This window comes from Endozoicomonas sp. Z74 (assembly GCF_057680865.1).
This window is the reverse complement of sequence record NZ_JBLYZI010000086.1, coordinates 1-26,097: the sequence shown is the minus strand read 5'-3', so window position 1 is coordinate 26,097 and position 26,097 is coordinate 1. Positions and strand designations below refer to the sequence as shown.

The 26,097-nt window shown below is 50.5% G+C and carries 21 protein-coding genes; 15 read left to right on the top strand and 6 right to left on the bottom strand.

Annotated features, from left to right (window positions below; all coding sequences use genetic code 11):
• The first annotated feature begins 642 nt into the window (after positions 1 to 642).
• The 5 genes from cysD to tdh all read left to right on the top strand — a co-directional run bounded on the left by cysD (position 643) and on the right by tdh (position 6,788).
• Entirely contained in the window at positions 643 to 1,626 is a 984-nt protein-coding gene (cysD, locus tag ACNRUY_RS19945; protein ID WP_488113415.1) for a sulfate adenylyltransferase subunit CysD, read from the top strand.
• Positions 1,626 to 3,233, top strand: a complete 1,608-nt coding sequence (gene cysN, locus ACNRUY_RS19940) for a sulfate adenylyltransferase subunit CysN (RefSeq protein WP_488113414.1) — start codon at positions 1,626 to 1,628, stop codon at positions 3,231 to 3,233. Before cysD ends, cysN begins: the two co-directional genes overlap by 1 nt.
• A gap of 180 nt (positions 3,234 to 3,413) precedes the next feature.
• The gene (locus tag ACNRUY_RS19935; protein ID WP_488113413.1) at positions 3,414 to 4,298 is read left to right on the top strand and encodes a CPBP family intramembrane glutamic endopeptidase; all 885 of its coding nucleotides are present in this window, start codon (positions 3,414 to 3,416) and stop codon (positions 4,296 to 4,298) included.
• A 240-nt stretch (positions 4,299 to 4,538) separates the two neighbouring features.
• Positions 4,539 to 5,735, top strand: a complete 1,197-nt coding sequence (locus tag ACNRUY_RS19930; protein WP_488113412.1) for a glycine C-acetyltransferase — start codon at positions 4,539 to 4,541, stop codon at positions 5,733 to 5,735.
• A 27-nt stretch (positions 5,736 to 5,762) separates the two neighbouring features.
• Entirely contained in the window at positions 5,763 to 6,788 is a 1,026-nt protein-coding gene (gene tdh / locus ACNRUY_RS19925; protein ID WP_488113411.1) for an L-threonine 3-dehydrogenase, read from the top strand.
• 120 nt (positions 6,789 to 6,908) lie between these two features.
• Here tdh and folE read toward each other — a convergent pair whose 3' ends face one another.
• The 5 genes from folE to ACNRUY_RS19900 all read right to left on the bottom strand — a co-directional run bounded on the left by folE (position 6,909) and on the right by ACNRUY_RS19900 (position 12,651).
• Entirely contained in the window at positions 6,909 to 7,460 is a 552-nt protein-coding gene (folE, locus tag ACNRUY_RS19920; RefSeq protein WP_488113410.1) for a GTP cyclohydrolase I FolE, read from the bottom strand.
• Between the two features lie 86 nt (positions 7,461 to 7,546).
• Positions 7,547 to 9,952, bottom strand: coding sequence for a hypothetical protein (locus tag ACNRUY_RS19915; protein WP_488113409.1), 2,406 nt, complete (start codon positions 9,950 to 9,952; stop codon positions 7,547 to 7,549).
• Between the two features lie 137 nt (positions 9,953 to 10,089).
• A complete protein-coding gene (locus tag ACNRUY_RS19910) occupies positions 10,090 to 10,542 on the bottom strand; it encodes a hypothetical protein (protein ID WP_488113408.1) in 453 nt (150 codons plus the stop codon).
• A gap of 594 nt (positions 10,543 to 11,136) precedes the next feature.
• Positions 11,137 to 12,450: a polysaccharide deacetylase family protein gene (locus tag ACNRUY_RS19905; RefSeq protein ID WP_488113407.1), complete on the bottom strand. Its 1,314-nt coding sequence runs from the start codon at positions 12,448 to 12,450 to the stop codon at positions 11,137 to 11,139.
• A 33-nt stretch (positions 12,451 to 12,483) separates the two neighbouring features.
• A complete protein-coding gene (locus ACNRUY_RS19900) occupies positions 12,484 to 12,651 on the bottom strand; it encodes a hypothetical protein (RefSeq protein WP_488113406.1) in 168 nt (55 codons plus the stop codon).
• A gap of 654 nt (positions 12,652 to 13,305) precedes the next feature.
• On the opposite strand from ACNRUY_RS19900, the gene ACNRUY_RS19895 reads away from it, so the two are divergent.
• The 9 genes from ACNRUY_RS19895 (at position 13,306) to ACNRUY_RS19855 (ending at position 22,965) form a co-directional block, all read left to right on the top strand.
• The gene (locus tag ACNRUY_RS19895) at positions 13,306 to 14,331 is read left to right on the top strand and encodes an amino acid ABC transporter substrate-binding protein (protein WP_488113405.1); all 1,026 of its coding nucleotides are present in this window, start codon (positions 13,306 to 13,308) and stop codon (positions 14,329 to 14,331) included.
• A gap of 262 nt (positions 14,332 to 14,593) precedes the next feature.
• Positions 14,594 to 15,736 (top strand): amino acid ABC transporter permease, encoded by a 1,143-nt coding sequence (locus tag ACNRUY_RS19890; RefSeq protein ID WP_488113416.1) that lies wholly within the window; start codon positions 14,594 to 14,596, stop codon positions 15,734 to 15,736.
• 70 nt (positions 15,737 to 15,806) lie between these two features.
• Positions 15,807 to 16,916 carry an amino acid ABC transporter permease gene (locus ACNRUY_RS19885; protein WP_488113404.1) on the top strand — a complete coding sequence of 370 codons (1,110 nt, stop codon included), beginning with the start codon at positions 15,807 to 15,809 and terminating at the stop codon, positions 16,914 to 16,916.
• Positions 16,917 to 16,929: 13 nt separating this feature from the next.
• Positions 16,930 to 17,775: an amino acid ABC transporter ATP-binding protein gene (locus ACNRUY_RS19880; RefSeq protein ID WP_488113403.1), complete on the top strand. Its 846-nt coding sequence runs from the start codon at positions 16,930 to 16,932 to the stop codon at positions 17,773 to 17,775.
• A 302-nt stretch (positions 17,776 to 18,077) separates the two neighbouring features.
• Positions 18,078 to 19,355 (top strand): OmpP1/FadL family transporter, encoded by a 1,278-nt coding sequence (locus ACNRUY_RS19875; RefSeq protein ID WP_488113402.1) that lies wholly within the window; start codon positions 18,078 to 18,080, stop codon positions 19,353 to 19,355.
• A 257-nt stretch (positions 19,356 to 19,612) separates the two neighbouring features.
• Positions 19,613 to 20,218: a hypothetical protein gene (locus ACNRUY_RS19870; RefSeq protein ID WP_488113401.1), complete on the top strand. Its 606-nt coding sequence runs from the start codon at positions 19,613 to 19,615 to the stop codon at positions 20,216 to 20,218.
• Positions 20,219 to 20,397: 179 nt separating this feature from the next.
• Positions 20,398 to 21,726: a hypothetical protein gene (locus ACNRUY_RS19865; RefSeq protein WP_488113400.1), complete on the top strand. Its 1,329-nt coding sequence runs from the start codon at positions 20,398 to 20,400 to the stop codon at positions 21,724 to 21,726.
• Entirely contained in the window at positions 21,719 to 22,495 is a 777-nt protein-coding gene (locus tag ACNRUY_RS19860; RefSeq protein ID WP_488113399.1) for an MlaA family lipoprotein, read from the top strand. The genes ACNRUY_RS19865 and ACNRUY_RS19860 overlap by 8 nt, the downstream gene beginning before the upstream one ends.
• Before the next feature lie 92 nt (positions 22,496 to 22,587).
• Positions 22,588 to 22,965 (top strand): hypothetical protein, encoded by a 378-nt coding sequence (locus ACNRUY_RS19855; protein WP_488113398.1) that lies wholly within the window; start codon positions 22,588 to 22,590, stop codon positions 22,963 to 22,965.
• Between the two features lie 79 nt (positions 22,966 to 23,044).
• On the opposite strand, the gene yaaA is transcribed toward ACNRUY_RS19855, so the two are convergent.
• Positions 23,045 to 23,815: a peroxide stress protein YaaA gene (gene yaaA / locus ACNRUY_RS19850; RefSeq protein ID WP_488113397.1), complete on the bottom strand. Its 771-nt coding sequence runs from the start codon at positions 23,813 to 23,815 to the stop codon at positions 23,045 to 23,047.
• A gap of 684 nt (positions 23,816 to 24,499) precedes the next feature.
• Here yaaA and ACNRUY_RS19845 point away from each other — a divergent pair.
• Positions 24,500 to 25,987, top strand: coding sequence for a SulP family inorganic anion transporter (locus ACNRUY_RS19845; protein WP_488113396.1), 1,488 nt, complete (start codon positions 24,500 to 24,502; stop codon positions 25,985 to 25,987).
• The last annotated feature ends 110 nt before the right edge of the window (positions 25,988 to 26,097 follow it).

Sequence of the window (26,097 nt, the reverse complement as noted above, 5' to 3'; positions counted from 1 at the left end):
AACCTTCTCAAGCTTGATACTTCAGTGAAGGCTGGTATCAAGAACAAACGTAAAACCTGTGGCTGGGATGAAGACTATATGATGAAAGTGCTTGGGCTGATTGATTCTTGATCATGTTTTTGCCCTGATGGGGTGGCTTGGTGGTGTTGGTGGCTGCTTCAGCGGTTGCCGTTTCTTCTGGTGGCTTTATATAAAATTGGCAATTAGGGCATTGAACCATGCCACTGCCTTCTACCACGGTTGCTTCAAACGATGTCTGGCAATTTATACAATTGACATTTACAGCCCACAAATGATCAGACAGGCTCGCCAGTAAAAGACAAAGGAGTAGCGAGGTGTTTTGCAGGCCTTGCATCAACAGGCTTTTGATACTTTTTAAATCACGTATTCGCTTTAGCATGATCCTGCTCCATAGGTTAAATGAGAGATAAAGGGTAGACGGCTTTTTTTCGTCAGGGGGTGTTCTTGCGCGTTGGGCATTTGCTCAGCAGAAATATAGTTGCCGGACAGGTTCATCGGAGCCGATTTTCAAGAGCATATTTATATATAAAAACAATATAGATGTTTTGATTATTATTCCTTTATGGCTGATAGACTTCCAACCATCGCCTATTCTTCATCGCGCTTCGGGTTGGGAAAGCTATGTCAGGCAGAAACAGTTCAGAACTCTCCATATCAGAACAGACCTGGCCAGAACAGGCTGCGTCGGAAACCGTCCAGTCGGATCAGCACTTTAATCACTTGAAACAGCTGGAAGCAGAAAGCATCCATATTATCCGGGAAGTGGCCGCCGAGTTTGATCATCCGGTGATGCTGTATTCCATTGGCAAGGATTCTGCCGTGATGCTGCATCTGGCCATGAAGGCGTTTTATCCCGGTAAACCTCCTTTCCCTCTCCTTCATGTGGACACCACGTGGAAATTCCGTGAAATGATTGAGTTCCGTGACCAGCGGGTGAAGGAACTGGGGCTTGAACTGCTGGTTCACACAAACCCGGAGGGTGTTGAGCAGGGCGTTGGCCCGTTTACCCATGGCAGTGCCAGACACACCGATGTGATGAAAACCCAGGCCTTGAAACAAGCGCTGGATCAGTACGGGTTCGATGCCGCTTTTGGTGGCGCCCGCCGGGATGAGGAACGCTCCAGATCCAAGGAGCGGGTTTACTCGTTCCGGGATAAAAGTCATCGCTGGGACCCTAAAAACCAGCGACCGGAGTTGTGGAATATCTATAACAGCCAGGTTGAGAAAGGGGAAAGTATCCGGGTCTTTCCCCTGTCCAACTGGACAGAGCTGGATATCTGGCAATACATCCATCTGGAAAACATTCCCATAGTGCCCCTTTATCTCTCCAAAGAACGCCCGGTGGTGGAGCGTGATGGCAACCTGATTATGGTGGATGATGACCGGATGCCCCTGGAGCCCGGAGAGGTTCCCAGGATGCGAAAGGTGCGATTCCGGACACTGGGCTGCTATCCGTTGACCGGTGCCGTGGAGTCTGAGGCAGACACCCTGACGGAAGTGATACAGGAGATGCTCCTGACCCGGACTTCAGAGCGGCAGGGGCGGGTGATTGACCATGACAGCGCCGGTTCCATGGAAAAGAAAAAGCAGGAGGGGTATTTCTGATGTCACACCAGTCGGAACTGATTGCAGAAGATATTGAAGAGTATCTGCGTCGCCATGAACAGAAAGAGCTGCTCCGATTCCTCACCTGCGGCAGTGTTGATGATGGCAAGAGCACCCTGATTGGTCGATTGTTGCACGACACCAGTATGATTTATGAAGATCAGCTGGCGGCGGTGGAAAACGACAGCAAACGGGTGGGCACCCAGGGGGAAAAGATCGATCTGGCCCTGCTGGTGGACGGTTTGCAGGCGGAGCGGGAGCAGGGAATTACCATTGATGTCGCCTATCGCTATTTTTCCACAGAAAAACGCAAGTACATTATTGCCGATACACCGGGCCATGAGCAGTACACCCGGAATATGGCCACTGGAGCCTCCACCTGTGACCTGGCCATTATCCTGATTGATGCCCGCCAGGGGGTGTTGACCCAGACCCGTCGGCATACCTATATCGCCAGCCTGCTGGGAATCCGGCACATTGTCGTGGCCATCAACAAGATGGATCTGGTGGACTTCAGCCAGGAGCGCTTTGAGACCATCCGTAATCAGTATCTGGATTTTTCGGAACCCCTGAGTCTTGGGGATGTCCAGTTTGTCCCCCTATCCGCTCTGGAGGGGGACAATGTTGTGCATCGAAGCTCCCGGATGCCCTGGTACCGCGACCGCACGTTGATGGAATTGCTGGAGAGTGTTGAGGTGGCCCGGGACCGAAATCTGGATGATTTCCGTTTTCCGGTTCAGTATGTCAATCGTCCCAACCTGGACTTCAGAGGCTTTTCCGGAACCATTGCTTCCGGTCGGGTGAAGCCCGGAGATGCCGTCAAAGTGCTGCCTTCCGGGCAGACCAGTCGGGTTCAGGAAGTGGTCACCTATGATGGGTCTCTGTCGGAAGTCTCTGCTGGCCGGGCGGTTACCCTGACATTGACCGATGAGATTGATATCAGCCGTGGGGATATGCTGGTTCATGAGGGGGCGGATATCAAGGTATCCCGCGAGCTGACCGTGGATCTGGTCTGGATGGCAGAGCAGCCCATGGCACCGGGTCGGCTCTATCGAGTGAAATTCTCAGCTCTGCAAAACACAGGCAGCTTTGCATCGATAGATCACCGTGTGGATATCAATAATCTCGAGCACCATAAGGCCGAACAGTTGGCGCTGAATGAGATTGGGCAGTGTCGTCTGGTGTTGAACCAGGCGATTCCTGTGGACCCTTATCAGAATAATCGCCAGACCGGTGCCTTTATTGTGATTGACCGGCTCACCAATGCTACGGTTGGCGCGGGTATGGTGAAAGGGGAAAGGGAGTCCACCGGGGACTGGAAGCCATTGTCTGGAAAAGAGCGCCAGCAGCGCCTGGGGCAGAAAGGCAATGTGTTCAATGTCACGGGCCAACTGGCAGCTGTGGTGGAACGGCAACTGTTTGACCGTGGCTTTTATCCAGTGGTAGTAAGCGGTGAGGAAGTGGGTTGGGAGTCCAAACTGGAAGCCCTGGTAAAGGCCGAACTGGTGGTGCTGTTGGTAGGCAGTCAACACAGAAGGTCAGGAGAAATCTTCATTTCTTCCATTGAAGAGGTGGACACGGTGCTTAACACTTTGCTCATAGAGTAAAAAATGGGCAGGCACAGCGGTCAGTGAGTGTTTTTTTGAAAACCTTGCCTGAAATTCACTATAGTTGCCAAGGCCAGTAACCTTGGCACTAAAGATAGTGTCGCAGCGTCTTTCATCGGAAAGATAAAGACGCTATTTTCAATAGGTTAAAAAGCACTGCTGACAGGAAGTGAATCGTTGATGACTCTAACCGTTCAACTGATCGTTCCGCTCTCCCTGATGTTGGCCCTGGTCTGCTGCTGGTGTCTGCCCCGTTATCTGACCGGCCTTTTTGCCTCTCTGTCCCTGATCTTTGGTCTGACCTATGGCGTGATTCAGGTCCAGGCCTTGCCTTTTATCGCTCTGCTGTTGGTGGCATGCTGGTGGCTGTCAAAGGTTCAGTCTCACTTCTTGAAGAGCCTGCTTCCATCTCTGCTGTTTTTTGCTGTATCTGTGGCCTTTATGCTGCATTGGGTGCCCGGTTTTCATAACCCTCTGATCTGGGACCAGCAAGCCGTTAAGCCTGCATCCATTCCCTATACCCTTTATATAAACAGTGATAAACCCTGGATCGCTCTGGGGGTTTTGCTGTTTCTGATGGGGCCAAAGAAGCCGCTTCATGTTTCACTGCTTCAGACCAGAGAGCAATGGCACTGTGCCTTTTTGAAATCCCTGCTACCCATCGGGCTGATGCTGGTGCTGGTTTTTCCCATCGCCATGGCTTCGGGGTTTGTCCGCTGGCAACCGGGCTGGCCTGAGCTGACGGCCTGGTTTCTGGTAAACAATCTGCTGCTGACGTCTCTGACAGAAGAGGCTTTTTTCCGGGGCTTCTTTCAGGGGATGTTGTCCAGATATCTTCCCGGCAATGGGGTCGGGGTAATGGTGGCCATTATGGTGCCCGCTTTGATCCATGGCATCGGGCATTATCCCGGAGGTGCTCTTTATGTAGCGCTGGTTATACTGTGCAGTGCTTTTTATGGCTGGGTTTACCATCGCACCGGCTCTTTGGAAATGGCGGTTCTCAGCCACTGGCTGTTGAACGCCTCACACTTCCTGCTGTTCTCCTATCCGGCCGCCCAGTACTGAAGCACTCCGTCGAGCTGATAAGCCCGCCATTGATAAATATCAGGAAAAGTTCAGGATTTGTCGATAATACGTACAAATGCCTGTTCAATGGTGCGCGTTACTGATTCACTATTGTGAGCATCTTCTACAATCCCTTACTTGAAACAACAACTCGACATCCACTTTTTTTACTAAAAGTCGTTACCAAAAGTAGCTACCAGAAACAGCTGCCAAAAGCAGTTGTTTACAACAGGAGTCATAATGAAGGCCGATTTTTACGCGGGTCTGCGCAGGCAGCTGGACGAACTGAAACAGGAAGGCCTGTATAAAAGCGAGCGGGTGATCAGCTCACAGCAGCAGGCCGATATCAAGGTCACTACCGGTGAGCAGGTACTGAATTTCTGTGCCAATAACTATCTGGGGCTGGCCAATGCTCCGGAATTGATTGAGGCGGGTAAAGAAGCATTGGATGACTATGGCTATGGCATGGCCTCGGTGCGCTTTATCTGCGGAACCCAGACGGTGCACAAAGCGCTGGAAGAAAGGATCTCCCGTTTCCTGGGCATGGAAGACACCATTCTTTACTCCTCCTGTTTTGATGCCAATGCGGGGCTGTTTGAAACCCTGCTGGGGCCAGAGGATGCCATCATCAGTGATGCCCTGAACCATGCCAGCATCATCGACGGGGTTCGCTTGTGTAAGGCCAAGCGCTTCCGTTACGCCAACAATGATATGGCGGACCTGGAAGCGAAGCTGAAAGAGGCGGATGCAGCGGGCGCTAAAACCAAGCTGATTGCCACCGATGGGGTGTTCTCCATGGACGGCGTGATTGCCAACCTGAAAGGGGTGTGCGACCTGGCTGACCAGTACGGTGCCCTGGTGATGGTGGACGATTCCCATGCCGTTGGTTTTATTGGCGAGACCGGAGCGGGTACGCCTGAGTTTTGCGGTGTTCAGGATCGGGTGGATATTATCACTGGTACTCTGGGCAAGGCGCTTGGCGGGGCTTCCGGTGGCTACACTTCCGGTAAAAAAGAAATGGTGGACTGGTTACGGAATCGTTCCCGCCCTTACCTTTTCTCCAACACCCTGACTCCGACCATTGCTGCCGCTTCCATCAAGGTGCTGGATATGCTCCAGGCCGGTGGCGAGCTCCGTCAGAAAGTCCGCGACAATGCCGAATACTTCCGTAACCGGATGACGGAACTGGGCTTTACCCTGGCGGGCGCTGATCATCCCATTGTGCCGGTGATGCTGGGTGATGCCACACTGGCCGGGCGATTTGCCGAGCGTATGCTGGAAGAAGGTATCTATGTGGTTGGCTTCTCCTTCCCGGTGGTTCCCAAGGGGCAGGCACGGATCCGTACCCAGATGTCCGCCGCTCACAGCCAGGAGCATCTGGATCGGGCCATTGAGGCGTTTGCCAAAGTGGGGCGTGAACTGGGTGTGATCGCGTAAAGTGACAGCTTAAGGAAAACCAGAACCGTGAAAACATTAGCAAAAACCAAAGCGGAACCGGGCATCTGGATGGTCGATCGGCCCATGCCCGAGGTCGGTTATAACGATGTGCTGATCAAGATCCGGAAGACGGCGATCTGTGGTACCGACATGCACATCTTCAACTGGGATGAGTGGTCACAGAATACCATCCCGGTGGGCATGCATGTTGGACATGAGTTTGTGGGTGAAGTGGTGGATATGGGCGAAGGTGTCCGTGGCTTTGAGCTGGGCCAGCGGGTTTCTGGAGAAGGCCATATCACTTGTGGACATTGCCGTAACTGTCGTGCTGGTCGTCGCCATCTCTGTAATTTTACCGTGGGGGTGGGCGTTAATCGTGACGGTGCGTTTGCTGAGTACCTGGCGATTCCGGCGGTGAATGCGTTTCCGATTCCTGATGATATCAGTGACGACCTGGCTTCGATTTTTGACCCTTTCGGCAATGCCGTTCATACAGCACTGTCGTTTGATCTGGTGGGTGAGGATGTTCTGATTACCGGTGCCGGACCCATTGGCATTATGGCCGTTGCCATTTGTCGCCATGTGGGTGCCCGCAATGTTGTGATTACTGATGTCAATGACTACCGGCTGGATCTGGCGCGCAAGATGGGGGCCACCAGTGCCGTCAATGTTGCCAATACCGACTTAACCCGGGTGATGAGTGATCTGGGGATGGTGGAAGGCTTTGATGTGGGCCTGGAAATGTCCGGCAATGGTCGTGCTTTTGAGCAGATGCTTGAGAACATGAACCACGGCGGCAAGATTTCCCTGCTGGGGATTCCGGCCAGTGATACGGTCATTGACTGGAATCAGGTGATTTTCAAAGGGCTGGTGATCAAAGGCATCTATGGTCGTGAAATGTATGAGACCTGGTACAAGATGACCAGCATGTTGCAGTCCGGCCTGGATATCTCTCCAGTGATCACCCACAGTCTACCGGTGGATAAGTTCCAGCAGGGCTTTGAAATCATGGGGTCTGGCCAGTCTGGCAAGGTGATTCTGGACTGGAGCTGATAGTCTTTGAGGTGCTCAGCGGCCGCTTCCGTTTCTAACGGGATCGGCCGGTCTCAGTATTAGCCTTGGGCCAATAAACAGCCCTGAGCCGTTGGGGAGCCTTAGCTCAAGGAAAAGCCATCAGCGAATAAACTGAAGAAACTCTTCCCGGGTGGGCTGGTTGTCTTTCATCAGCCCCCTCATTACGGAAGAGGTCATGGACGAGTTCTGCTTTTCCACCCCTCTCATCATCATGCACATGTGCTGCGCTTCAATCACAACGGCGACGCCTTTGGCTCCCGTCACTTCCATAATCGCGTCGGCAATCTGTTTGGTCATGTTTTCCTGAATCTGCAGGCGACGGGCATACATGTCCACAATACGGGCAAACTTGGAAAGCCCGAGTACTTTGCCATTGGGCAGGTAGCCGATATGGCATTTGCCGATAAAGGGCAGCATATGGTGCTCGCACATGGAGTACAGCTCTATGTCCTTGATGACCACCATTTCACTGATGTCCGATTCAAACACCGCTTCATTGACGATCTCTTCCAGGCTCTGGTTGTACCCCCGGGTCAGGTACTGCATGGCCTTGGCGGCCCGCAGCGGGGTGTCTTTCAGGCCATCACGATGGATATCTTCACCCACGGACTCAATAATGGCTTTGTAATGTTCACTGATTCTCTGGGGCATTGGGGGATGATTCGCTGGTCGACGTGTTGAAAAGTCAGGATTCTACCATAGACTTCCTGACGATTCTGGATGCATTATGTACTGCTTCAGCGTTTCTTTAGTCGTCCCTTTTCTGCGGCTTCATCGAGGTCTTGTCTTACCCGCTCATCAAGGTTGACCGGTTCTCTGGACTGGCTTTTGGTTCCCCTGGTATTGATTTTACTGGCGGTGGCATTGTTATCCGGCGCTGTTTTTTTTCGGCTATTCCTTTTACTTCCTGGCGTGCTTGAGTTGTTATTTGCGGCTTGAGCGGTTTTTGTTTTACCTTTCAGGGTGGCTTTATCAAGATCCTGTTTGACCCGCTCTTCCAGGTTAACCGGGCCTCTGGCTTTGGTTTGTGTCCCCCGGGTGTTGGTTTTACTCGAGGTATTGCTTCTGTTATTGGGTGCGGTGTTCTGTCGGGTTTTTCCTTCATCATTTACAGTGCCAGAGGTACCGTCCTGGAGGGAAGCGGTTTTTGCTTTACCTTTCAGGGTGGCTTTATCAAGATCCTGTTTGACCCGCTCTTCCAGGTTAACTGGGCTTCTGGCTTTGGTTTGTGAGCCCCTGGAGTTGATTTTACTGGTGGTTTTTTTTCTATTGCCTGGTGAGTCTTTCTGCAGAGCAGACCTTTCAGTTCCAGCAGTATCTGAGGTGTTGTTTTGCAACTGGGAAGTCTTCTTCTGACCTTTTTGGGCGGCTTTTGCAATATCTTGTCTGACTCGGTGTGCAAGGTTTACTTGCTCCCTTGACCCGGTTCGGCTGCTTCTAGTATTGAGTTTGCTGGTGGCATTGTTACTGTTATCCGCTGTTGTTTTTTGTGGGGCTTGCTCTCGAATCTCCCCGGTATCTTGGTTGGTTTTTTGCAACCGGTCTGTTTTTTTCTTGCCTTTTTGGATGGCTTTATCAAGGTCCTGTCTTACACGGTCGTTCAGGTCGACTTTTTTTCTGGGGGTTGTTTTTCTGGTTCTGTTATCAATTTTACTCTCTACTTTGGTGAAGTCTGGTGTCCCAAAGTCAACGGTGTTTCTCTGTCTCTCAACGACGCGCCTGCGAATGTCTGAGTTGTCCTGTCCCCCATCTCCTGACCCTTGCCGGTTCAGAGCCGCATTCAGAAGTGGGCCTTTATCTCCACCAGAGCCGCCACCCGTGCCATCACCTTGATTATCACCGGTTTTTCCGCCACTGTTATCGTTTTGATCCCCCCCGTTTTCGTCGTTTCCGGGAGCCTCTGTCCCAGACTTTGTTGTCCTGCCAGTGGGTGTGTTATCACCGTCACCTGTCCGGTTTTCATCGTTATCCGTTGAATCGCCCCCATCCTCTCCGGTTTTATCACCCCTGTTATCGTTATCACCGGGGTTGATCTCCTGGCCAGTGGGGTTGCTATCGCCGGTTTTTGTTTTTGAAACGGTTGTGTCATCCGTATCATCACCACCGGTTTCGGAAATCAGGTCATCATCCTCGTCGTTGACCCTGGGGGAATCCTCATCAGTTTGGGTGATAAGATCGTCGTCATCTGGCAGGTCCAGATCATAGTCAGGTTCCGGGCGAATGATGTCATTCTGGACTGCAAAAATATCGTCGTCCTGTGACCCTTTTCTGTTGCTGACCAAATCAGAATGATCATCGGAACCATAACCGGACTCATCGTCCTGCCCGTTGTTGCCAGAGGTTTTGACCGAACCGGTGCCATTAAGGTCATCCAGAAAGATGTTGACTGATGAGTTGGGGGGCGCTGAGCAGGTCAGGTCGCTGTCCGAGGCAAAAACAGAAACCATTGACGGACGTTCCTCCAGCTTTTTGTACTGTTCTTTCCAGCTGGTATTTCCCCCTTTGTTTTCAATTTGGTCACCGACTTTACCCAGGTCAGATTTGATACCGGACAGCTGCTCTTCGGTTCGCTCTGCACTGAAATTGCTGAAGGTTTCCGCATCGTGCTTTTCCAGCAGCTCTGTGGCCATGGTAAACAGTTTTTCCAGATCATCCCGCCCCTGAAGCTCTTTTCCGGGTGGGATCAGGGAAATGGGCTTGTTGCCTTCAGATTTCAGGGCAATGGTGACCTTGAGGTCTGAAGGGACTTTCAGGTTTTTGAGAGACTTATAGATATCATCAGAGGTTTTCACCTGTTGGGTGGATTGCTTCAGAGAGCTGAGGGAGAGGTCCACAACCCGCTTGTCTTCCCGTTCTTTCAGTAGCTGATCAGCCTGTCCCAGCAGTTTTGTTTCTTTTGCCTGTAACTCTTTCTGGCTGAGCGTGCCCAGGTTGTCGGTTTTCAGCCCAGGGGTTGGTTGGGCGGGACTCTGGCTGGCAGGTCTTGATGTTACTGGTTTGCCTGACCCGGAGGCCGGGGCGAGGTTAGAAAGCTGAGGCTTGGCATGGGGGGCTGATGCAATATCGTGTCGGCCGAGTTTCCCCCTGCCTACCGGTGTCTCTGGCTGAACCTGAGGAGTGGAAACGGGGATTGCTCCACCCACTCCTCCTGCGGCACCGGCTTGATGATAAAAGCTGTTTCTGAGAAATCGGAACATTGAATCAAAATGGTTTGGGGCTGTTCCTGAGAACATCGGCCGCTTTACGAACCGCTGCACTTACAACAAAACATCAACAGCCTCTAGGGTTTGTCCTTGCTGCCATAGAGGTAGTCAATATGAAGCTGGTTACCGGATTCCTCCAGAACCCCCTTGAACCACTCATCATGGTTTTCGGCGCTTTTCTGGTTGATTTCTTTTCTGTAATTGGTCTGCCACTCTTCTGCTTCCGTCCATTCTTCAGGATCAAAGGTTTCGTTGGTATACTCCATAAGTTTTTTCATTCGACTCTCCCACCCTACATGCTCCGCATACTCTTTATCCTGCTCTTGGGTGGACCACTTTTCAGGCGGGCGATAAGGCGTAAACCGCTGGTCCGGCAGCCGGGCATTGACAATATCCTTCTGGGCCTGGGCCACCTCGGAGAGTTCGATGGAAATACTGGCGAGAATCTGATCAAAAAAATGGTCGATGGGGGCGCTGTCTATGAGTGATGGTTCATTGCCATCCCTGTAACCGATGGAATAGTCCTTCATACTGATATAAAAAAAGTGGTTATTAGTAAGAGGGCAGCAGACTTCTAGATAACGGATTGAACCATGGCTGCGATGTATCTCGAATTGAATACCTCCCTGTCCCCCAGCATCTATAGCTCTCCAATTGACAGGTGCAACATTCCGTTGCAATCCATGGTAAAAGATATTCTCCCCCCCCCATTTTGCTTTAACTGAGGTTAATACGGCTTGTTCAAGTACCCGGCAATCAAACAGTGAGTTATGTGAATCGCCTTGATCATAATAGTGAATGCCACAAAAAAAATGCAACTCTCCTATATGCTTATGAAGGGGCGGACCATTGACTTTCCAAGCTCGACTTAGGAGTGTCAGGCAGGGCCAATCACACTCATACTTATCATAGCGGTTCAAATCGTGAAGGTCGTACTTTTCGGTTGGGACAGTTTCTTTTGAGTAGTCTGGTTTATGTTTGGGTAGCCGAATGGAAATTCGAATACCCGACACATCCATAATTACCTCCCGCGCCACCCGGTCAAAGTCGGGCAGTTTGGGGGTATAAGGCTTCGAGATAGAAAAAATTTCAAACAACGTAGTCATCCTTCTGTGGGAATTCTATTAACCGAATTTTCGGCTCAATGTATTGCCCACGTGCCCAAAGGTTCCCGTGTGATAGCCTTTGGCAAAGGGAGAGTTATTCACAGCTAATCCAGCTGCACCGGATAGTGCCGCCATAGCTGACTTGGAGGCTAGTGCGGTCACTAGGCCAGCGGGGCCAGTCCCCAATGCGGCTAAGGTGCCAGCGGCTGCCGTAACGGCACCGACATAACCTACCATGCTCTTATTGGCGCCCCATGAAGATGACACTTGTTTAACACCATCAGACAGTGTGAAAGTATCCAGAGGATTACGACAGCGCTGCAGCGCATTACTGACCGTTGCACAAAAGGATATTCCAGTTCCCACCTGTTCTACAACATTCAGTGCGTTGCTGTTGTAGAATGCACCATCAAAGGACATGCCCAGACCTTTTGCCAGTTGATAGGCTGCATCCAGGCTGGAGGTAGGGCTACTCAGAAACAAGGTATGTTTTTCACCCACTCGTACACCCCGATCCCGAAGAATACGCATAGCTTGAGTTAAAATGGCTGAACCGTTTTTCTCTGTAACCCAGCGTACCTGCATGTTGGGGTTTCTGGCGGCTTGGCGCATTACGTCAGCCAGCAAAAACGCTGCCTCGCGGTTTGTTTTTGCGCTCTGTGGTTGCATAGCGGCTTTTAAAGCACGCATTCCATTAAAATAGCCGCCGGAAGGCGTATAAAACAGATTGTATCCTGACTGATAAACCCGGCCTTTACCCACTTGCTCCACATGGTCAATATGGTCCGCAACGATAGCAGCCACTCGCTCATGGGCTTTTTGTTCTTTATCATCACTGGCTCCGGAACCATTAATGCCAACCAATACCCAGTGATTGGCTTCCCTCTTTGAATCAAGGCTCCGAGCCTGACCTTTTTCAGGCTCTACAGCCGCCCAGCTTTGGCCAATAGTATGAGCACGCATTAGTTGAGGTGTCTTAACCACCCGCCGCTGTTGTTCATAGGCATTATCCACCTGAATATCCGTGATCACATAGCCATTGTCTATGACTCCGTAATAACTCACCGGATGCACCGTGACACAGCAGCCCGGCAGGTTTAGCTTGAAGACTTCATCGCCCATGGACCTTGAAGTGGAGATATAAACATAGTCACTTGAGAACTTACCGGATCGAAGTCGTTTAATCTCTCGAACAATCAGATTAGCCCAGTAGTTGGTTTGACCTCGTCTGGTAAGGTCATCAAAGGACATCTTCGCTTTTTGGGTCGCATAAAGCGCCCGCCCCTGCTCACTGGTTAACAGCCGTACCAGGGGTTGATTGAGTACCGACATTTTGACTCCTTGTCTCTAATAGATTATTGCTTGTTAATTATTCTTAATCGCCGCCAACTCCGTGGTCAGCCGCAGTTCCGACACCAGGTGGTCGACGCTGTAGTGGGGTCTTAAATAAATGGTGCTGTGATAGAGCCCTGCTGCTCCTGGCACCTCCCGCACCTCCACTCTTGAACCCCGCAGGGGGTAACGGGCCAGCATTAAACGTCAATAGCCCGTAATCTACTGGTGCATCTCAGGAATATCAATAGACTGGGTAAACGATGCCCAGGCCGCTGTCGTTCAGTTGTTTACTCCAGTGGGCTTGGTTTTCCACTGACCACGCCCCATGAGTAGATCAAAATCCCGCTGGGTGAAAGCAGGATTGAATCTCTGGAGTTTCCGGAATGCCTGAATCCTGGGCAGGATACCTGAGGATCCAGTTGATCTAAAAATGCGTTTTTACTCGTTAAATAGCTGGCTATTTATGCCTTTAGGCCCTTTGGACCCTATGGGAATCCGCCTCGCAAAACCGCATTTGTATCTTCAATTTTCCGCCTTTCTCACGACGGGTGCGATTCTCGGTCAGGCTCCTGGGTTGAATGAAATCCAACGATTGAGGGGCCAAAATCCTTTACCAATAGGGTGGGAAGGTGAATGCCTGGCTTGATGCTTGCTAGCGGTAAACCATGCAGGTAAGGTTGGTTAACACAGATTTTCTGTGGCTGTTTTTTGAAGCAATCGATATCAGAGGACATCAGACATCTGTGTAACAAGCCATGAGTCATGAAAGTCATTCTTTTCTGGCGGATAGTTTCCGGATGGGAAAGGCTGGCTTCAGAGGATAAAAAATAACAACAGGAAGGATGGTTTCTCATGCTGAAAACTGTGAAAACCGCTGCGGTACTGGGTGCATTCGTAACAGCGGGTTTTGCCCAGCTGGCCAGCGCCTCGGCGACCCTGGAGTCGGTGAAGGAGCGTGGCTACATCTCATGTGGGGTGAGTACTGGTGTCCCAGGGTTCAGTAACCCGGATGACAAGGGGCAGTGGAGCGGCCTGGATGTGGATGTATGCCGGGCGGTGGCTGCCGCCACCTTGAAAGACGCCAGTAAAGTCAAATTCATTCCCCTGACTGCCAAAGAGCGCTTTACTGCACTGCAGTCGGGCGAAATTGATGTGCTGTCCCGCAACACCACCTGGACATTAACCCGGGATGGTTCCCTTGGCCTGAACTTCACTGGCGTTTCTTATTATGATGGCCAGGGCTTTATGGTGAAAAAGGAACTGGGAGTCAAGAGTGCCACAGAGTTGGACGGTGCTTCTATCTGCATTCAGTCCGGTACCACCAGTGAGTTGAACCTGGCGGATTATTTCCGGGCCAATAAGATGAAGTACCAGCCAGTGGTGTTTGATACCTCCGACGGTACTGCCAAAGGGTTTGATACGGGGCGCTGTGATGTGCTGACGTCGGACCAGTCCCAACTGTATGCCTTGCGCACGCGGTTGTCGAAGCCTGACTCTGCCGTGGTTCTGCCGGAAGTGATCTCCAAGGAACCCCTGGGACCAGTGGTTCGTCAGGGGGATGACCAGTGGTTCAATATTGTGAAGTGGACGCTTGCGGCCATGATCAATGGTGAGGAGCTGGGGCTCAACTCTGGCAATATCAGTAAAAAGAAAGACTCCAAAGACCCCAATGTCCGTCGTTTGCTGGGGGTGGATGGCCCTAAAGGTAAGGGGCTGAAGCTGGATGACCAGTGGTCTCTGCGTGTGATTGAGCAGGTGGGGAACTATGAAGAGGTCTTCACCCGCAACGTGGGCTCCGAGTCACCTTTGAAGATTGAGCGTGGTCTGAATGCGCTCTGGAATGACGGTGGTATTCTGTACGCGCCTCCTTTCCGTTGATTCTTTTCTTTCGCTATGGGCATTTGTCTGTGAATAACCTTTATACCCGGCTTTGCCTGGGTATAAAGGATGCTATTGAATTTCTGAAGGATCAGCAGGCTGTTAACGGACTTCTTTCATGACCTATAACAATCAGAAGCAGGCACTGAGCCAGCCTGCCCTTCCGACTTCCCCCGGTGAAACGGGGTCATCCCGGTGTGGCTATCTATTGATCAGGCCATTCATCCGATTATGGCGCAACGCCTCCTGGCGAGCACTGATTATGCAGGCTGCCGTGGTCCTCATCGTGCTGAGCCTGGGGATCTGGGTATTCAACAACACCATGAATAACCTTGAGCACCGGGGAATCAGCACCGGGTTCGGGTTTCTCTCTCAGGAAGCCGGGTTTGGGATTCTCCAATCCCTGGTGGAGTACGATGAATCCCACAGTTATGGCAAAACCTTTGTCGTTGGCATATTGAACACGCTGCTGGTATCGGTCCTGGGGATTGTGCTGGCCACTGTGCTCGGGTTTATGGTGGGCATTGCCAGACTGTCATCCAACTGGCTGCTGGCCAGGCTGGCCACGGTATTCGTTGAAACCTTTCGTAATATTCCTTTATTGCTGCAGATTTTTTTCTGGTACTTCGCAGTGCTGGCTGCCCTCCCTCATCCCCGGCAGAGCCTTGCTCTGGGTGACTCGATATTTCTGAATCTCAGGGGACTGTTTTTACCCCGACCCCTGATGGAAGGCGCTTGGCCTTTTCTGCTGGGTGTATTGTTTGCCATTGGCGCAGCGCTTATGGTCCGGCGCCTTAATCAGAGGCGAAGAGTAGAGACCGGAGAGGGCTTTTTTGGCGAAGGCTTTTCTGGCGCATCCTGGATAATGGGTGCACTCTTGTGGGGAGGGTTGCTGTTGGGCATTCCCGCAGTGGCCTGGTGGTTTTCCGGTGCCTCCCTGACCTTTGAGTTGCCGGAGCTACGTGGCTTCAACTTCCGGGGGGGCATTGCCATTATTCCTGAGCTGGGAGCGTTGTTGCTGGCGTTGACCATCTACACGGCAGCATTTATTGCGGAAGTGGTCCGGGCCGGTATTGAATCGGTGAATAAAGGCCAGAAGGAAGCGGCGGCCTCCCTGGGGCTGAAACCGGGGAAGGTTTTGTCGCTGGTGGTGATACCCCAGGCCATGAGAGTCATCATTCCCCCCCTTACCAACCAGTATCTGAACCTGGCCAAGAACTCATCTCTGGCAACGGCCATTGGCTACCCCGACCTGGTCAATGTCTTTGCCGGCACCACTCTGAACCAGACCGGCCAGGCGGTGGAAGTGATTGCCATGACCATGGCCGTTTATCTCACCATCAGCCTCAGTGTTTCATTGCTGATGAATCTGTACAACCGTCGTATGGCTCTTATTGAGCGATAAAGAGTTGAGCGATAAAGAATTGAGCGATAAAGAATTGAGCGATAAAGAATTGAGCGATAGGGGCTGACTCATGATTGATAACGAAGTGGCAATGATTTCTGCCCGGGAGCCTCCCCGGCTTGAGACGGGAGCGCTGGGGTGGATGAAGGGCAATCTGTTCTCGTCACCCTTCAATGCCGCAGTCACGCTGTTCATTGGCTATGGCCTTTTTCTGGCCATTCCGCCGTTGATTCAATGGGGGCTGGTGGAAGCCACCTGGTCTGGAGCGGACAGCAGTGCCTGTGATCGTCAGGGTGCCTGCTGGGCGTTTGTAACGGCCCGGCTGGATCAGTTTGTTTACGGCTTTTATCCGGAGGAAGAACACTGGCGGGCCAACCTGTTTTTTGTCCAGCTGGCGATGATTATTGTCTGGCTGTCGGTTAAACAGGCACCGGGGAAAAAGTGGGTATTGGGCTATGGCCTGGTTCTGCTGCCCTTTGTCTCTTGGTGGTTGCTGTATGGTGGTGTCTTCGGTTTAACGGGCGGTTTGACAAGAGTGGAAACTCATCAGTGGGGGGGAATGATGTTGACCTTGCTGCTGGCGTTGTGCGGAATGATCGCCTCGTTACCCTTCGGTGTTTTGCTGGCCCTGGGGCGTCGTTCAAAAATGCCGGTGATCCGGACACTGTCAACGGCTTACATTGAGCTCTGGCGAGGGGTTCCTCTGATTACGGTGCTGTTTATGGCATCGGTCATGCTGCCTCTTTTTGTTCCGGAAGAAGTGGTGTTCGACAAACTGCTGAGGGCGTTGATTGGCATTATTCTGTTCCAGTCGGCCTATATGGCGGAAGTGGTGAGAGGTGGGTTGCAGGCCATTCCCAAAGGCCAGTTTGAGGCGTTTAACAGCCTTGGGCTGAGTTACTGGCAGGGGGTGATGCTGATTATTCTCCCCCAAGCCATGCGGCTGGTGATTCCCGGGATCGTGAACACCTTTATCGCCCTGTTCAAAGACACCAGTCTGGTGCTGGTGATTGGTCTTTTTGATCTGCTGGCCATTGTTCAGGCTGGCCTCAACGATCCAGCCTGGCTGGGGAATTCCATTGAAGGCTACCTGTTTGCCGGTTTTGTCTTCTGGGTATTCTGTTTTGGTATGTCCCGTTACAGCCAGCGGCTCGAACAACAATTACAACAAGGGCATTGAGCGGAGAAAAAAGATGGAAGAACTTCTGGAAGCCTCTCCGGCCAGGGAAAAAGCCAAACGTCAGGGCTCTAATGATCAAAAGAGCGAGCAACAGAAAGAGAAAGCGGTGAGGGATCAACCTCAGGACACACTGATTGACATCAGTGGCCTGAATAAATGGTATGGCCAGTTTCATGTGCTTCGGGATATCAACCTGAGAGTGGGTAAAGGGGAAAAAATCGTGATCTGTGGCCCTTCCGGTTCCGGGAAGTCTACGCTGATCCGCTGCATTAACTGTCTTGAGGAGCACCAGGAGGGCAGCATTATCGTCGACGGCACCCGCCTGACCAATGACTTGAAAAACATTGAAACCATCCGCCGGGAAGTGGGGATGGTGTTTCAGCAGTTCAATCTGTTTCCGCACCTGACGATTCTGGAAAACTGCACACTGGCACCGATCTGGGTACGGAAGCAGTCCAGGAAAGCCGCTGAAAAAACGGCGATGGAGTATCTGGAACGGGTGCGTATTCCCGATCAGGCGGATAAATACCCCGGTCAGTTGTCCGGTGGACAGCAGCAACGGGTCGCCATTGCCCGGAGTCTCTGTATGAACCCGGAAGTGATGCTGTTTGATGAACCCACGTCAGCCCTGGATCCGGAAATGATCAAGGAAGTGCTGGATGTCATGATCGAGCTGGCAAAAGAGGGCATGACCATGCTCTGTGTCACCCATGAGATGGGCTTTGCCCGCACCGTAGCGGACCGGGTGATTTTTATGGATGAAGGGCAGATCATCGAACAGGCCCCTCCGGAAACCTTTTTCAGCCAGCCCCGTTCGGAGCGAACCCGACAGTTTCTTGGTCAGATACTGAGCCATTGAGTCAGGCTTCAGTTCATGACAGCAGACCGGAATTGCAAAATGTATCTTTATGTAACGAGATGGTTTTTGCCGGTTTCAGGCCCGCCGCTCTCTGGAGAAGTTACTGTTGCTAGCAATGGAGCCTGTGGATGAAAATAAATGTATATAAAAAATGTCGTTTTTATGAAATATAGAAACAAAAATATAACAGAAAGCTCTAAAACCCCTCTGTATTATCCCTCCCGATTTCTATAAGAGCAGGCCATAGAGCCTGCTTCTTCTGATGAGCCAACCATCAGAAACACAACAGGTTTGAGGGTATTATGAAGTTTCAGCTCAACCGCAAGGTTCTTCTTGCTTCCGCGGTCGCCCTGGCGTCCCAGGTCTCTTTTGTTCAGGCCGCAGGTTACGGCATCAATGAACACTCTGCCAGCTATCTGGGTACCGGTTTTGCCGGACGTGCTTCCAACGCCATTGATGCTTCTGTGGCAGCTTCCAACCCGGCAGCTATCAGCTTTGTTGAAGGCTCCCAGGTTTCTGTCGGTGCGGATCTGATTCTTGAAGGTGGGAAGTTTGAGGGGGAGTACTCTCTTAACCCTAATGGCCCAAGCACCACAGAAGATTTTCAGAAAACGTCAGTTGTTCCCTTTGGCCATTTTGTTATGCCCATCAATGATAAGTGGAGCTTTGGTCTGAGCGGCTATGCGCCCTTTGGTATTGAGCTGGATTATGACGATGGCTGGGCTGGCCAGTATTTTGCCGATAAAACCAGTGTCCAGGTTATGAACCTGCAGGGTACCTTGTCTTACAAATTCAATGATGACGTTTCCGTTGGTTTTGGTCTGATTGGTTCCCATGCGAAAGGCGAACTGACTCAGAAGACCTGGCTGCCTATTGGTGTTAACCAGGCTGACGCCAGGATTGAGGGTGATGATAATACCTTTGGCTGGAATATTGGTGCCGTATGGAACGCTTCTGAAGCAACGACCCTGGGTATGTCTTACCATTCCAAGCTGGATTTCAAGCTGGAAGGTGACTTCATTCTGGAAAACGCAACACTGCCAAGTTTTAACACAACGTTGCCTGCGGAGCTTGAGATCACCATGCCTGAAAAGGTTATGGTCAGTGTGACGCACAAAATGGATGCACAGTGGACGGTGATGGCGGATGCGACATGGACCCGCTGGAGCCGGTTCCAGGAGTTTAATGTTACCACCAATAACCCCATGTTCGGTTCTTACGTTCCCATGAACTGGAAAGATACCTGGGCACTGTCGCTGGGTACCTCTTATCAGCTGAACGACCAGTGGTTGCTGCGAGGGGGTTATATGTTTGATCAGTCACCAGTGACTGATGAAAACCGGACCGCCCGGACACCGGATGCCAACCGTAACTGGTTTACTCTGGGAGCTAACTGGAAGGCGTCGGAAAACCTTAGTGTTGACTTTGCTTATGCGTATGTGAAGCTGCAGAATGGTTCCATTAATGAAGGCAAGCACAGTGGAGCGGATACTCCTGCGGACCCAAGCTATGGCTTCCTGACCGGTAACTACAAAAGCAGCTCCCATATCCTGGGCCTGCAGCTGAACTACCGCTTCTAAGCGCTTTCAGCGCAGCGGCTGGAAAAGCGCTGCTGCTCGGAAAGAGCAGTGTGATAAGATACCGGCACATCGGGTATGTGCCGGTATTTTTTTGCCTGTCCGTTCCCATCCCCGCTTATAACAACAGGCTCAGGTTTATCCGAAACAGCCATGAGCGACTACACAATATTAGCGGATAAAGCTGCCCATCCAGTACTATAAGAAGGGTGAACGAACCTGGAAAGCGTGACGCTTTCACATCAATAAGGAGAGGACTGATGCCCTGGCAACCCAACTCTGGCCGAATAGGCGCTTTTCTTTTGCTATGGGCCTCTGTTGCCCTGACCGGTTGTGCTTCTTTAGAGAAAGACGCGGGAGAGGGAAAGTCGGCTGCACATTCAGCCAAGACGTCTGCTGTGGACAGAGACAGCGCCTCCTGCAAACGGCTGGAAATGATTTTTACTGAGAGTGGTAGTGGTTTTCAGTCCCTTCGCCAGAAGCCGGACTATCAGAAAAAAGTGACTTTCTGGCAAAGTCGTTATCAGTTGATTGAAGGCAGCTGTCAGATATGGCAGTGGTCTGACAAGTTCAGTTATGTCTGTAGCAAGGTTTTTCCTGACCAGGAAACGGCCCATGGAATTTATCAGGATGCCGGTGATTTCATTAATCAGTGCCTGGGGGATAACCTGTCAGGAAGTTCTGTACCCGGAAGTCAAAGTGACTGGCTTATTCAGCAGGAAACCCTTGAAAACCGTGGGGAAGAAACCCGCTACATGCTGGGTGGGGAGGTTCGGGGCTCCCTGAAAAAGGTCAATACCGGAGGGGCTTTCCGGGACAGCTGGACAGTGTATTTCCGGGTGGATTCTCCGGCTATGTTGAAGTAATCAGGGAGTTTGTAGCCAAAGCCCTGGTTCCCATGCTCTGCGTGGGACCCCGTACCCTGAAGAGAAAACCGGTGTTGTCTATGTCGGCACGGTTTACTTGAAAAAACGTCCGGCACAGTTCTGCCTGCCAGTCTACATTTGAACACTTGAAGGTTTATAAGGCAGGCGGGCTCCTCAGGATGGTTGCTTTTCGAGTGTGGCTGATCAGGGCGCTGTTTCTGCTGGTAGCGCCGGTCTCTGTTGCTGGTTATCAGTATCCCATCAAAAGTGCTTTTCTTGCTACGGTTGCCGGAACCCCCAGTGATTTTCAGGCGGATCTTGGCAAGGGACGTATTCTGGAAACGGTTCTGGAGGTTCAACCCTCTCCCCAGCCTCCTCGAGAGTCACAAGGGGTTCCAAATCTGTTTTCAGGGGTGGAACGTGCTGCCTTCAAACTGGCCTGGCAAGACGCTAAGGCCCCGTTGGTTTTTATTATTGCCGGAACCGGGGCCCGATACGATGCCAGTAAGGTTGAGTATCTGAAAACCGTCTATTATCGGGCCGGTTATCATGTGGTGCAGCTCTCTTCTCCCACCAGTTTTGATTTCATTGTCAACACCTCCGAAACCCATCGTCCGGGGATCTCCAGAAAAGACGCCGGGGATCTCTACCGGCTGATGCAGGCAAGTCTCGAACGAATCCGGCGCTTCAGGCCGCTGTTGATTTCCGGTTACAGCCTGACCGGTTATAGCCTTGGCGCCCTGGATGCTGCCTTTGTGGGCTTTCAGGATGACAGGCAGCGGAAAATCGGTTTTGAGCGTATTCTGCTTTTGAATCCCCCTGTCTATTTAAAAACGTCCGTGGATAACCTGGATCGCCTGATGTTGGCCAGGGTGCCCGGGGTAGAGGACTCCTCCTCATTGTTTGAGCATTTCTTCAGCAAGCTGGCCAACTATTTCCGGGTTCACAAGAGTATGGATCTTGACCAGAGCCTTTTGCTGGATATTCAGAGGGAAGGGAAGGGGCTCAGTGACGATGAGCTGGCGTTGTTGATTGGGATGGCTTTTCGTTTTTCGGTGGCGTCTATGGTGTTTACCAGCGATGTGATGACGCAGTCGGGGCTGATTGTCCCCCGGGGGTTCCGTATCAAGGATACGGATAGCCGAACGCCTTACCTCAGGTCAGCCATGCATTTCAGTTTTAATCGCTACCTGAAAAAGATGTTGCTGCCTTTTCTGAATCGGAAGAATGCAGGTCATCAAACGGGTTTTACCAGCGCAGACCAGGCATTGTCCGAAAACAGCCTGACAGTGCTCAGGCGCTGGCTGTCAAGAACTGAAAAAATTGGGGTCATGCATAATGCCAATGACATTATTCTCGACCAGAAAGGGCTGACTTTCCTCTATGACACCTTTGGTTCCAGGGCAAGAATTTACCCATTGGGAGGGCATATGGGCAACCTGCAATTCAGAACCAATGTTGGCGATATGATGAGCTTTATGAAAACCGGGCGGTTCCCCGATGCGTAGGGTTTATCTGTTCTTATGCCTGCTGTTTGTCAGTCTGGCAAGTGGGGCGGTAGAAGATCGTATTCCCTATTCTAACCCCTTGGATCATCTGACCTTTCATGAAAAGGAACCGGGTCATCCCCCTCCCGATATTGTAGGACGACTGACGTTTATGGACGTTTATGATCCGTTTGAGCCATTAAATCGTCTTTTATTTCGTTTTAATGTTCGTTTGGACCGATATTTTCTAAAGCCTCTGATGAACCTATATGAAGCCGTGACTCCCACATTTATCCGACAGGGGATCGCCAATTTTTTCCAGAACATCAAGGATGTTCCCAATACCCTGAATAATATTGCTCAATTCAAAGGGGAAGCGGCGCTGACCTCGGGCAGCCGGTTGTTGCTGAACACCACTTTTGGTTTGCTGGGGGTGTTTGATCCTGCTGAACGGGCGGGGTTGAAATATCGGCGGAATGATCTGGGAATGACTCTGGCTTACTATGGAATGGGGGCTGGGCCTTATCTGATGATTCCGGTATTGGGGCCCTATAACTTGAGGGATGCCTCCGGCATGGTAGGGGAACTGTGGGTGGAAGATCGAATTGACTTTCTTGGGATACCTGACAAAACGTTTTCTGACCCGGCATTGTTTGCCGTTTATGGCATTAATTACCGCTATGAAATTCAATTCACCTATGATGATTTTCTTTCTCCATTTACCTATGACATGATCCGGTTTCTCTATACTCGTAAACGGGAGCTTGAACTGATTGCGGCTGGGGATTGAGTGTACTGCCGGGCTTTGGACAATGGTCTAATCACAAAATGGGTTGTCCGTTGATAAAATGGCAGGTCTTAGGCTTAATAAGGAGGTTTGTCATGCGGTTTGCAAAAGCATTGAGACCTGATCATCGTTCACAGGTTATTGATATTTCAAGGGATGCAGGGATTCGCAAGGGCAAGCATGCCCAGAAAGCGGTGGTTAAGCAAGACTATGAGTCCATCAGGACATTTCTTGAGGATTCTGTTGATATCTACAAGGATGTTACCCCGGAGAAGCTGACAATAAGGCAGAGGGCAATTACTCAATTGCCGGCACTGATGGAATCAAATCGGCCTTTGTTTGAAATGATTACTGGCAACTCTAAATTGGTTGCTTATATTGTGGACAATGAAAGCGCATTCGATAAGGTTAAAGCTCATAAGGAAGAGGTTGATTTGTGCCAGGTTCTTGGAGCTGTCAAAATGGATGATTAAGTGATTCATTAGAAATTAAGAGAAACCCCAGTCAAGCCTTTGGAGAAATCAGGCAGGACTGGGAAAGCCTTGGTTAAGCTTAAACTTTTCGAGTGAAAACCCACTCATTTTCTGAAGACATGGCCTGGTTAAAGTCGTACCCCTCGTAATCAAACCCTTTCAGTTTCTCCACGGAAGTGATGTTGTTATCGATGGCATAACGACACATTAACCCCCTGGCTTTTTTGGCATAGAAACTGATGATTTTGTATTTATCCCCTTTCCAGTCCTTGAAAACGGGGGTCACAATGCGCCCTTTAAGTTTGCTCGTATTGACTGCTTTGAAGTACTCATTGGAAGCCAGATTGACCAGAACATCACTGCCCAGAGTCTCCATCTCTTCATTCAACTTATCGGTAATTCGGTCGCCCCAGAACTGGTACAGATCTTTGCCTCGCTGGTTGGCAAAGCGGGTACCCATCTCCAGCCGGTAGGCCTGCATCAGATCAAGGGGCCTTAACAGACCATAGAGCCCGGAAAGAATGCGAAGGTGCTGCTGGGCAAAAGCCAGCTGTTGCTCCGACAGGGACTCGGCGTCCAGCCCGGTATAAACATCGCCCTTAAAGGCCAGTACCGACTGCTTGGCATTTTCCGGGGAGAAGGGGCGGCCCCAGGCTTCAAAGCGGGCGGCATTCAGTTGGGCCAGCTTGTCACTGATGCTCATCAGACGGCCAATATCGGCCGGGCTTAACTGGCGCAGTTCCCGAATAAGAAGCTCCGATTCCTCAAGAAAATCCGGTTGGGAAAAGGTCGAGGTATTAGCTGGAGTATCATAGTCCAGGGTTTTGGCCGGTGAGACGACAAGCAGCATGCAGCAATCCCTCAGAGTTCGATGTTATGCAGAGCGGTTCAAAGCGTTTTATTAAGGCACATACTAGAGTACTGTAAGCGCCTTGAATAGAACCCTGGAGGGAGTTTCTTGCTATAGAGGGGATTAATTTTCTCTATTGAGCCCCTTGAGTGGAGAATGTTATTCATATTTATAAGCTTGATCCTTATGGGGCAGGTTACCGGTCAGGTATCGACATCATAAGAAATAGCCTTTACTTCCGTTTTTTCAGTCGTCCTCAGGTGCCTCATGAGCTAATGATTGGTTCAGATAAACCCTGAGCAATATAGGGGAATGGTGAACCTGTTCTGAGACTATGATTTCGGTGTGTGGATTTCCTGGTAAGAGGGGGGCGGAGCGTTCCGGTTTCCAGTGCCATATGAAGTGATGATTAATGGTTCGATTACCGGTTGCATTTTCGTGAATACTCTATATATTACGCACCGCATATAGAATGAGGAATATATGATCGTCACTCCACCTTAAATTTTACCCGCCAACTCTCAAATTCCTGGCAACCCTCTAAAAGTCGCTGCCTTTGCAATGACTGTATGATTTCCCCTTGCCAATTTAATTTATAAGCTCGAAGGCAGATAGTAGCTGCCGTTTTCAATACGCTGTACGACAGTGAACCTGTGTGTATGGCATTATTTCTGGCGTTTATTCATGTTTGTCCATTGGAAAGAAGTGTCTATTTCAAACATTAAAACGGAGTTGCTGGCAGGGATTGTGGTTGCACTTGCACTGGTGCCTGAAGCAATATCCTTTTCAATCATTGCCGGGGTTGATCCGAAGGTTGGCCTTTATTCTTCATTCTGTATTTGTGTCGTTATTGCTGTCATGGGAGGTCGGCCTGGAATGATATCCGGTGCTACAGGGGCAATGGCATTGCTAATGATGACCCTGGTTAAAGAACATGGGCTCCAATACTTGCTGGCTGCAACTATATTAACGGGTATACTGCAAATGGCGGCTGGGTATTTACGGCTTGGAAATTTGATGCGCTTTGTTTCAAGCTCTGTGATTACCGGGTTTGTTAATGCGCTGGCGATTCTTATTTTTCTGGCCCAATTGCCGGAATTAATGAATGTGACCTGGCATGTGTATGCCCTTACCTTGACAGGGCTGGCTATTATTTATCTCTTTCCTGAGATTCCTTATTTGGGAAAATCAGTTCCTTCCCCATTGGTCTGCATTATCACACTGACCGTTCTCTCGGTTATGCTGGGGCTTGAAGTTCGGACGGTTGGGGATATGGGAAAGTTGCCAGAGACGCTACCTGTTTTTTTATGGCCTGAAGTCCCTCTGAATGTTCATACTTTATTGGTCATATTTCCTTATTCCCTTGCTTTGGCTACGGTGGGTCTTCTGGAGTCTTTGATGACCGCCAGGATCGTGGATGACCTGGATCAGTCATTCAGTAACAAGGATCGTGAGTGTAAAGGGCAGGGCATTGCTAATGTGATATCAGGATTTCTGGGTGGGATGGCAGGCTGTGCCATGATCGGGCAGTCAGTTGTCAACTACAAATCCGGTGGTCGTAACAGACTGTCCTGTTTTTCTGCAGGTATTTTTCTGTTGATGATGGTCGTGTTTCTGGGTGACTGGCTGTCTCTTATTCCCATGGCTGCACTAGTGGCTGTGATGACTATGGTTGCTATCAGTACTTTTTCATGGGGATCTTTAAGGAAAATTAAAGAGCATCCTTTTCAGAGTAATATCGTTATGCTCTCAACTGTATTGGTTGTAGTATTAACCCATAATTTAGCCATTGGGGTATTGGCAGGTATAGTATTGGCAACCTTGTTCTTTGTGCAAAAAATTGGGGACTTGATGCGTGTTGGCAGTGTATTGAACAAAGGTATCTCAGAACGAACTTATACAGTGAAAGGGCAAGTGTTCTTCGCATCAGCCAACGAGTTTACAATGTCATTCAATACCCTTGAGCCGTTGGACTCAGTGACGATTGATTTGTCTCATGCTCATTTTTGGGACATATGTGCAGTTGCAGCGCTTGATAAAGTCGTTATTCAATTTAGAAAACGAGGAACGCTGGTGAATATCATAGGGATGAATGAAGCCTGTGCAACGATAATTAGTCGATTTTCAATCCACGATAAACCCAATGAGGTTGAAAGGCGCTGTTCAAATTAAGTGTTGCTCTACCCAATGTATAGAAACTTGATCTAAAAAAGCCTCCTCTGAGAAGAGTTGAGTTTTAAGAAACCTTTTCCACCCGAGGTAACGAGACAGGTATTTTGTTG

What these genes read in the sequence shown, in the direction of transcription:
- yaaA (WP_488113397.1), bottom strand. Translation starts at nt 23,815, where the DNA reads ATGCTGCTTGTCGTCTCACCGGCCAAAACCCTGGACTATGATACTCCA.
- ACNRUY_RS19900 (WP_488113406.1), bottom strand. Translation starts at nt 12,651, where the DNA reads ATGCTGGCCCGTTACCCCCTGCGGGGTTCAAGAGTGGAGGTGCGGGAG.
- ACNRUY_RS19870 (WP_488113401.1), top strand. Translation starts at nt 19,613, where the DNA reads ATGCCCTGGCAACCCAACTCTGGCCGAATAGGCGCTTTTCTTTTGCTA.
- ACNRUY_RS19865 (WP_488113400.1), top strand. Translation starts at nt 20,398, where the DNA reads ATGGTTGCTTTTCGAGTGTGGCTGATCAGGGCGCTGTTTCTGCTGGTA.
- ACNRUY_RS19905 (WP_488113407.1), bottom strand. Translation starts at nt 12,450, where the DNA reads ATGTCGGTACTCAATCAACCCCTGGTACGGCTGTTAACCAGTGAGCAG.
- ACNRUY_RS19855 (WP_488113398.1), top strand. Translation starts at nt 22,588, where the DNA reads ATGCGGTTTGCAAAAGCATTGAGACCTGATCATCGTTCACAGGTTATT.
- ACNRUY_RS19890 (WP_488113416.1), top strand. Translation starts at nt 14,594, where the DNA reads ATGCAGGCTGCCGTGGTCCTCATCGTGCTGAGCCTGGGGATCTGGGTA.
- ACNRUY_RS19885 (WP_488113404.1), top strand. Translation starts at nt 15,807, where the DNA reads ATGATTGATAACGAAGTGGCAATGATTTCTGCCCGGGAGCCTCCCCGG.
- ACNRUY_RS19895 (WP_488113405.1), top strand. Translation starts at nt 13,306, where the DNA reads ATGCTGAAAACTGTGAAAACCGCTGCGGTACTGGGTGCATTCGTAACA.
- ACNRUY_RS19930 (WP_488113412.1), top strand. Translation starts at nt 4,539, where the DNA reads ATGAAGGCCGATTTTTACGCGGGTCTGCGCAGGCAGCTGGACGAACTG.
- ACNRUY_RS19860 (WP_488113399.1), top strand. Translation starts at nt 21,719, where the DNA reads ATGCGTAGGGTTTATCTGTTCTTATGCCTGCTGTTTGTCAGTCTGGCA.
- ACNRUY_RS19875 (WP_488113402.1), top strand. Translation starts at nt 18,078, where the DNA reads ATGAAGTTTCAGCTCAACCGCAAGGTTCTTCTTGCTTCCGCGGTCGCC.
- cysN (WP_488113414.1), top strand. Translation starts at nt 1,626, where the DNA reads ATGTCACACCAGTCGGAACTGATTGCAGAAGATATTGAAGAGTATCTG.
- ACNRUY_RS19845 (WP_488113396.1), top strand. Translation starts at nt 24,500, where the DNA reads ATGTTTGTCCATTGGAAAGAAGTGTCTATTTCAAACATTAAAACGGAG.
- ACNRUY_RS19910 (WP_488113408.1), bottom strand. Translation starts at nt 10,542, where the DNA reads ATGAAGGACTATTCCATCGGTTACAGGGATGGCAATGAACCATCACTC.
- ACNRUY_RS19880 (WP_488113403.1), top strand. Translation starts at nt 16,930, where the DNA reads ATGGAAGAACTTCTGGAAGCCTCTCCGGCCAGGGAAAAAGCCAAACGT.
- cysD (WP_488113415.1), top strand. Translation starts at nt 643, where the DNA reads ATGTCAGGCAGAAACAGTTCAGAACTCTCCATATCAGAACAGACCTGG.
- folE (WP_488113410.1), bottom strand. Translation starts at nt 7,460, where the DNA reads ATGCCCCAGAGAATCAGTGAACATTACAAAGCCATTATTGAGTCCGTG.
- ACNRUY_RS19935 (WP_488113413.1), top strand. Translation starts at nt 3,414, where the DNA reads ATGACTCTAACCGTTCAACTGATCGTTCCGCTCTCCCTGATGTTGGCC.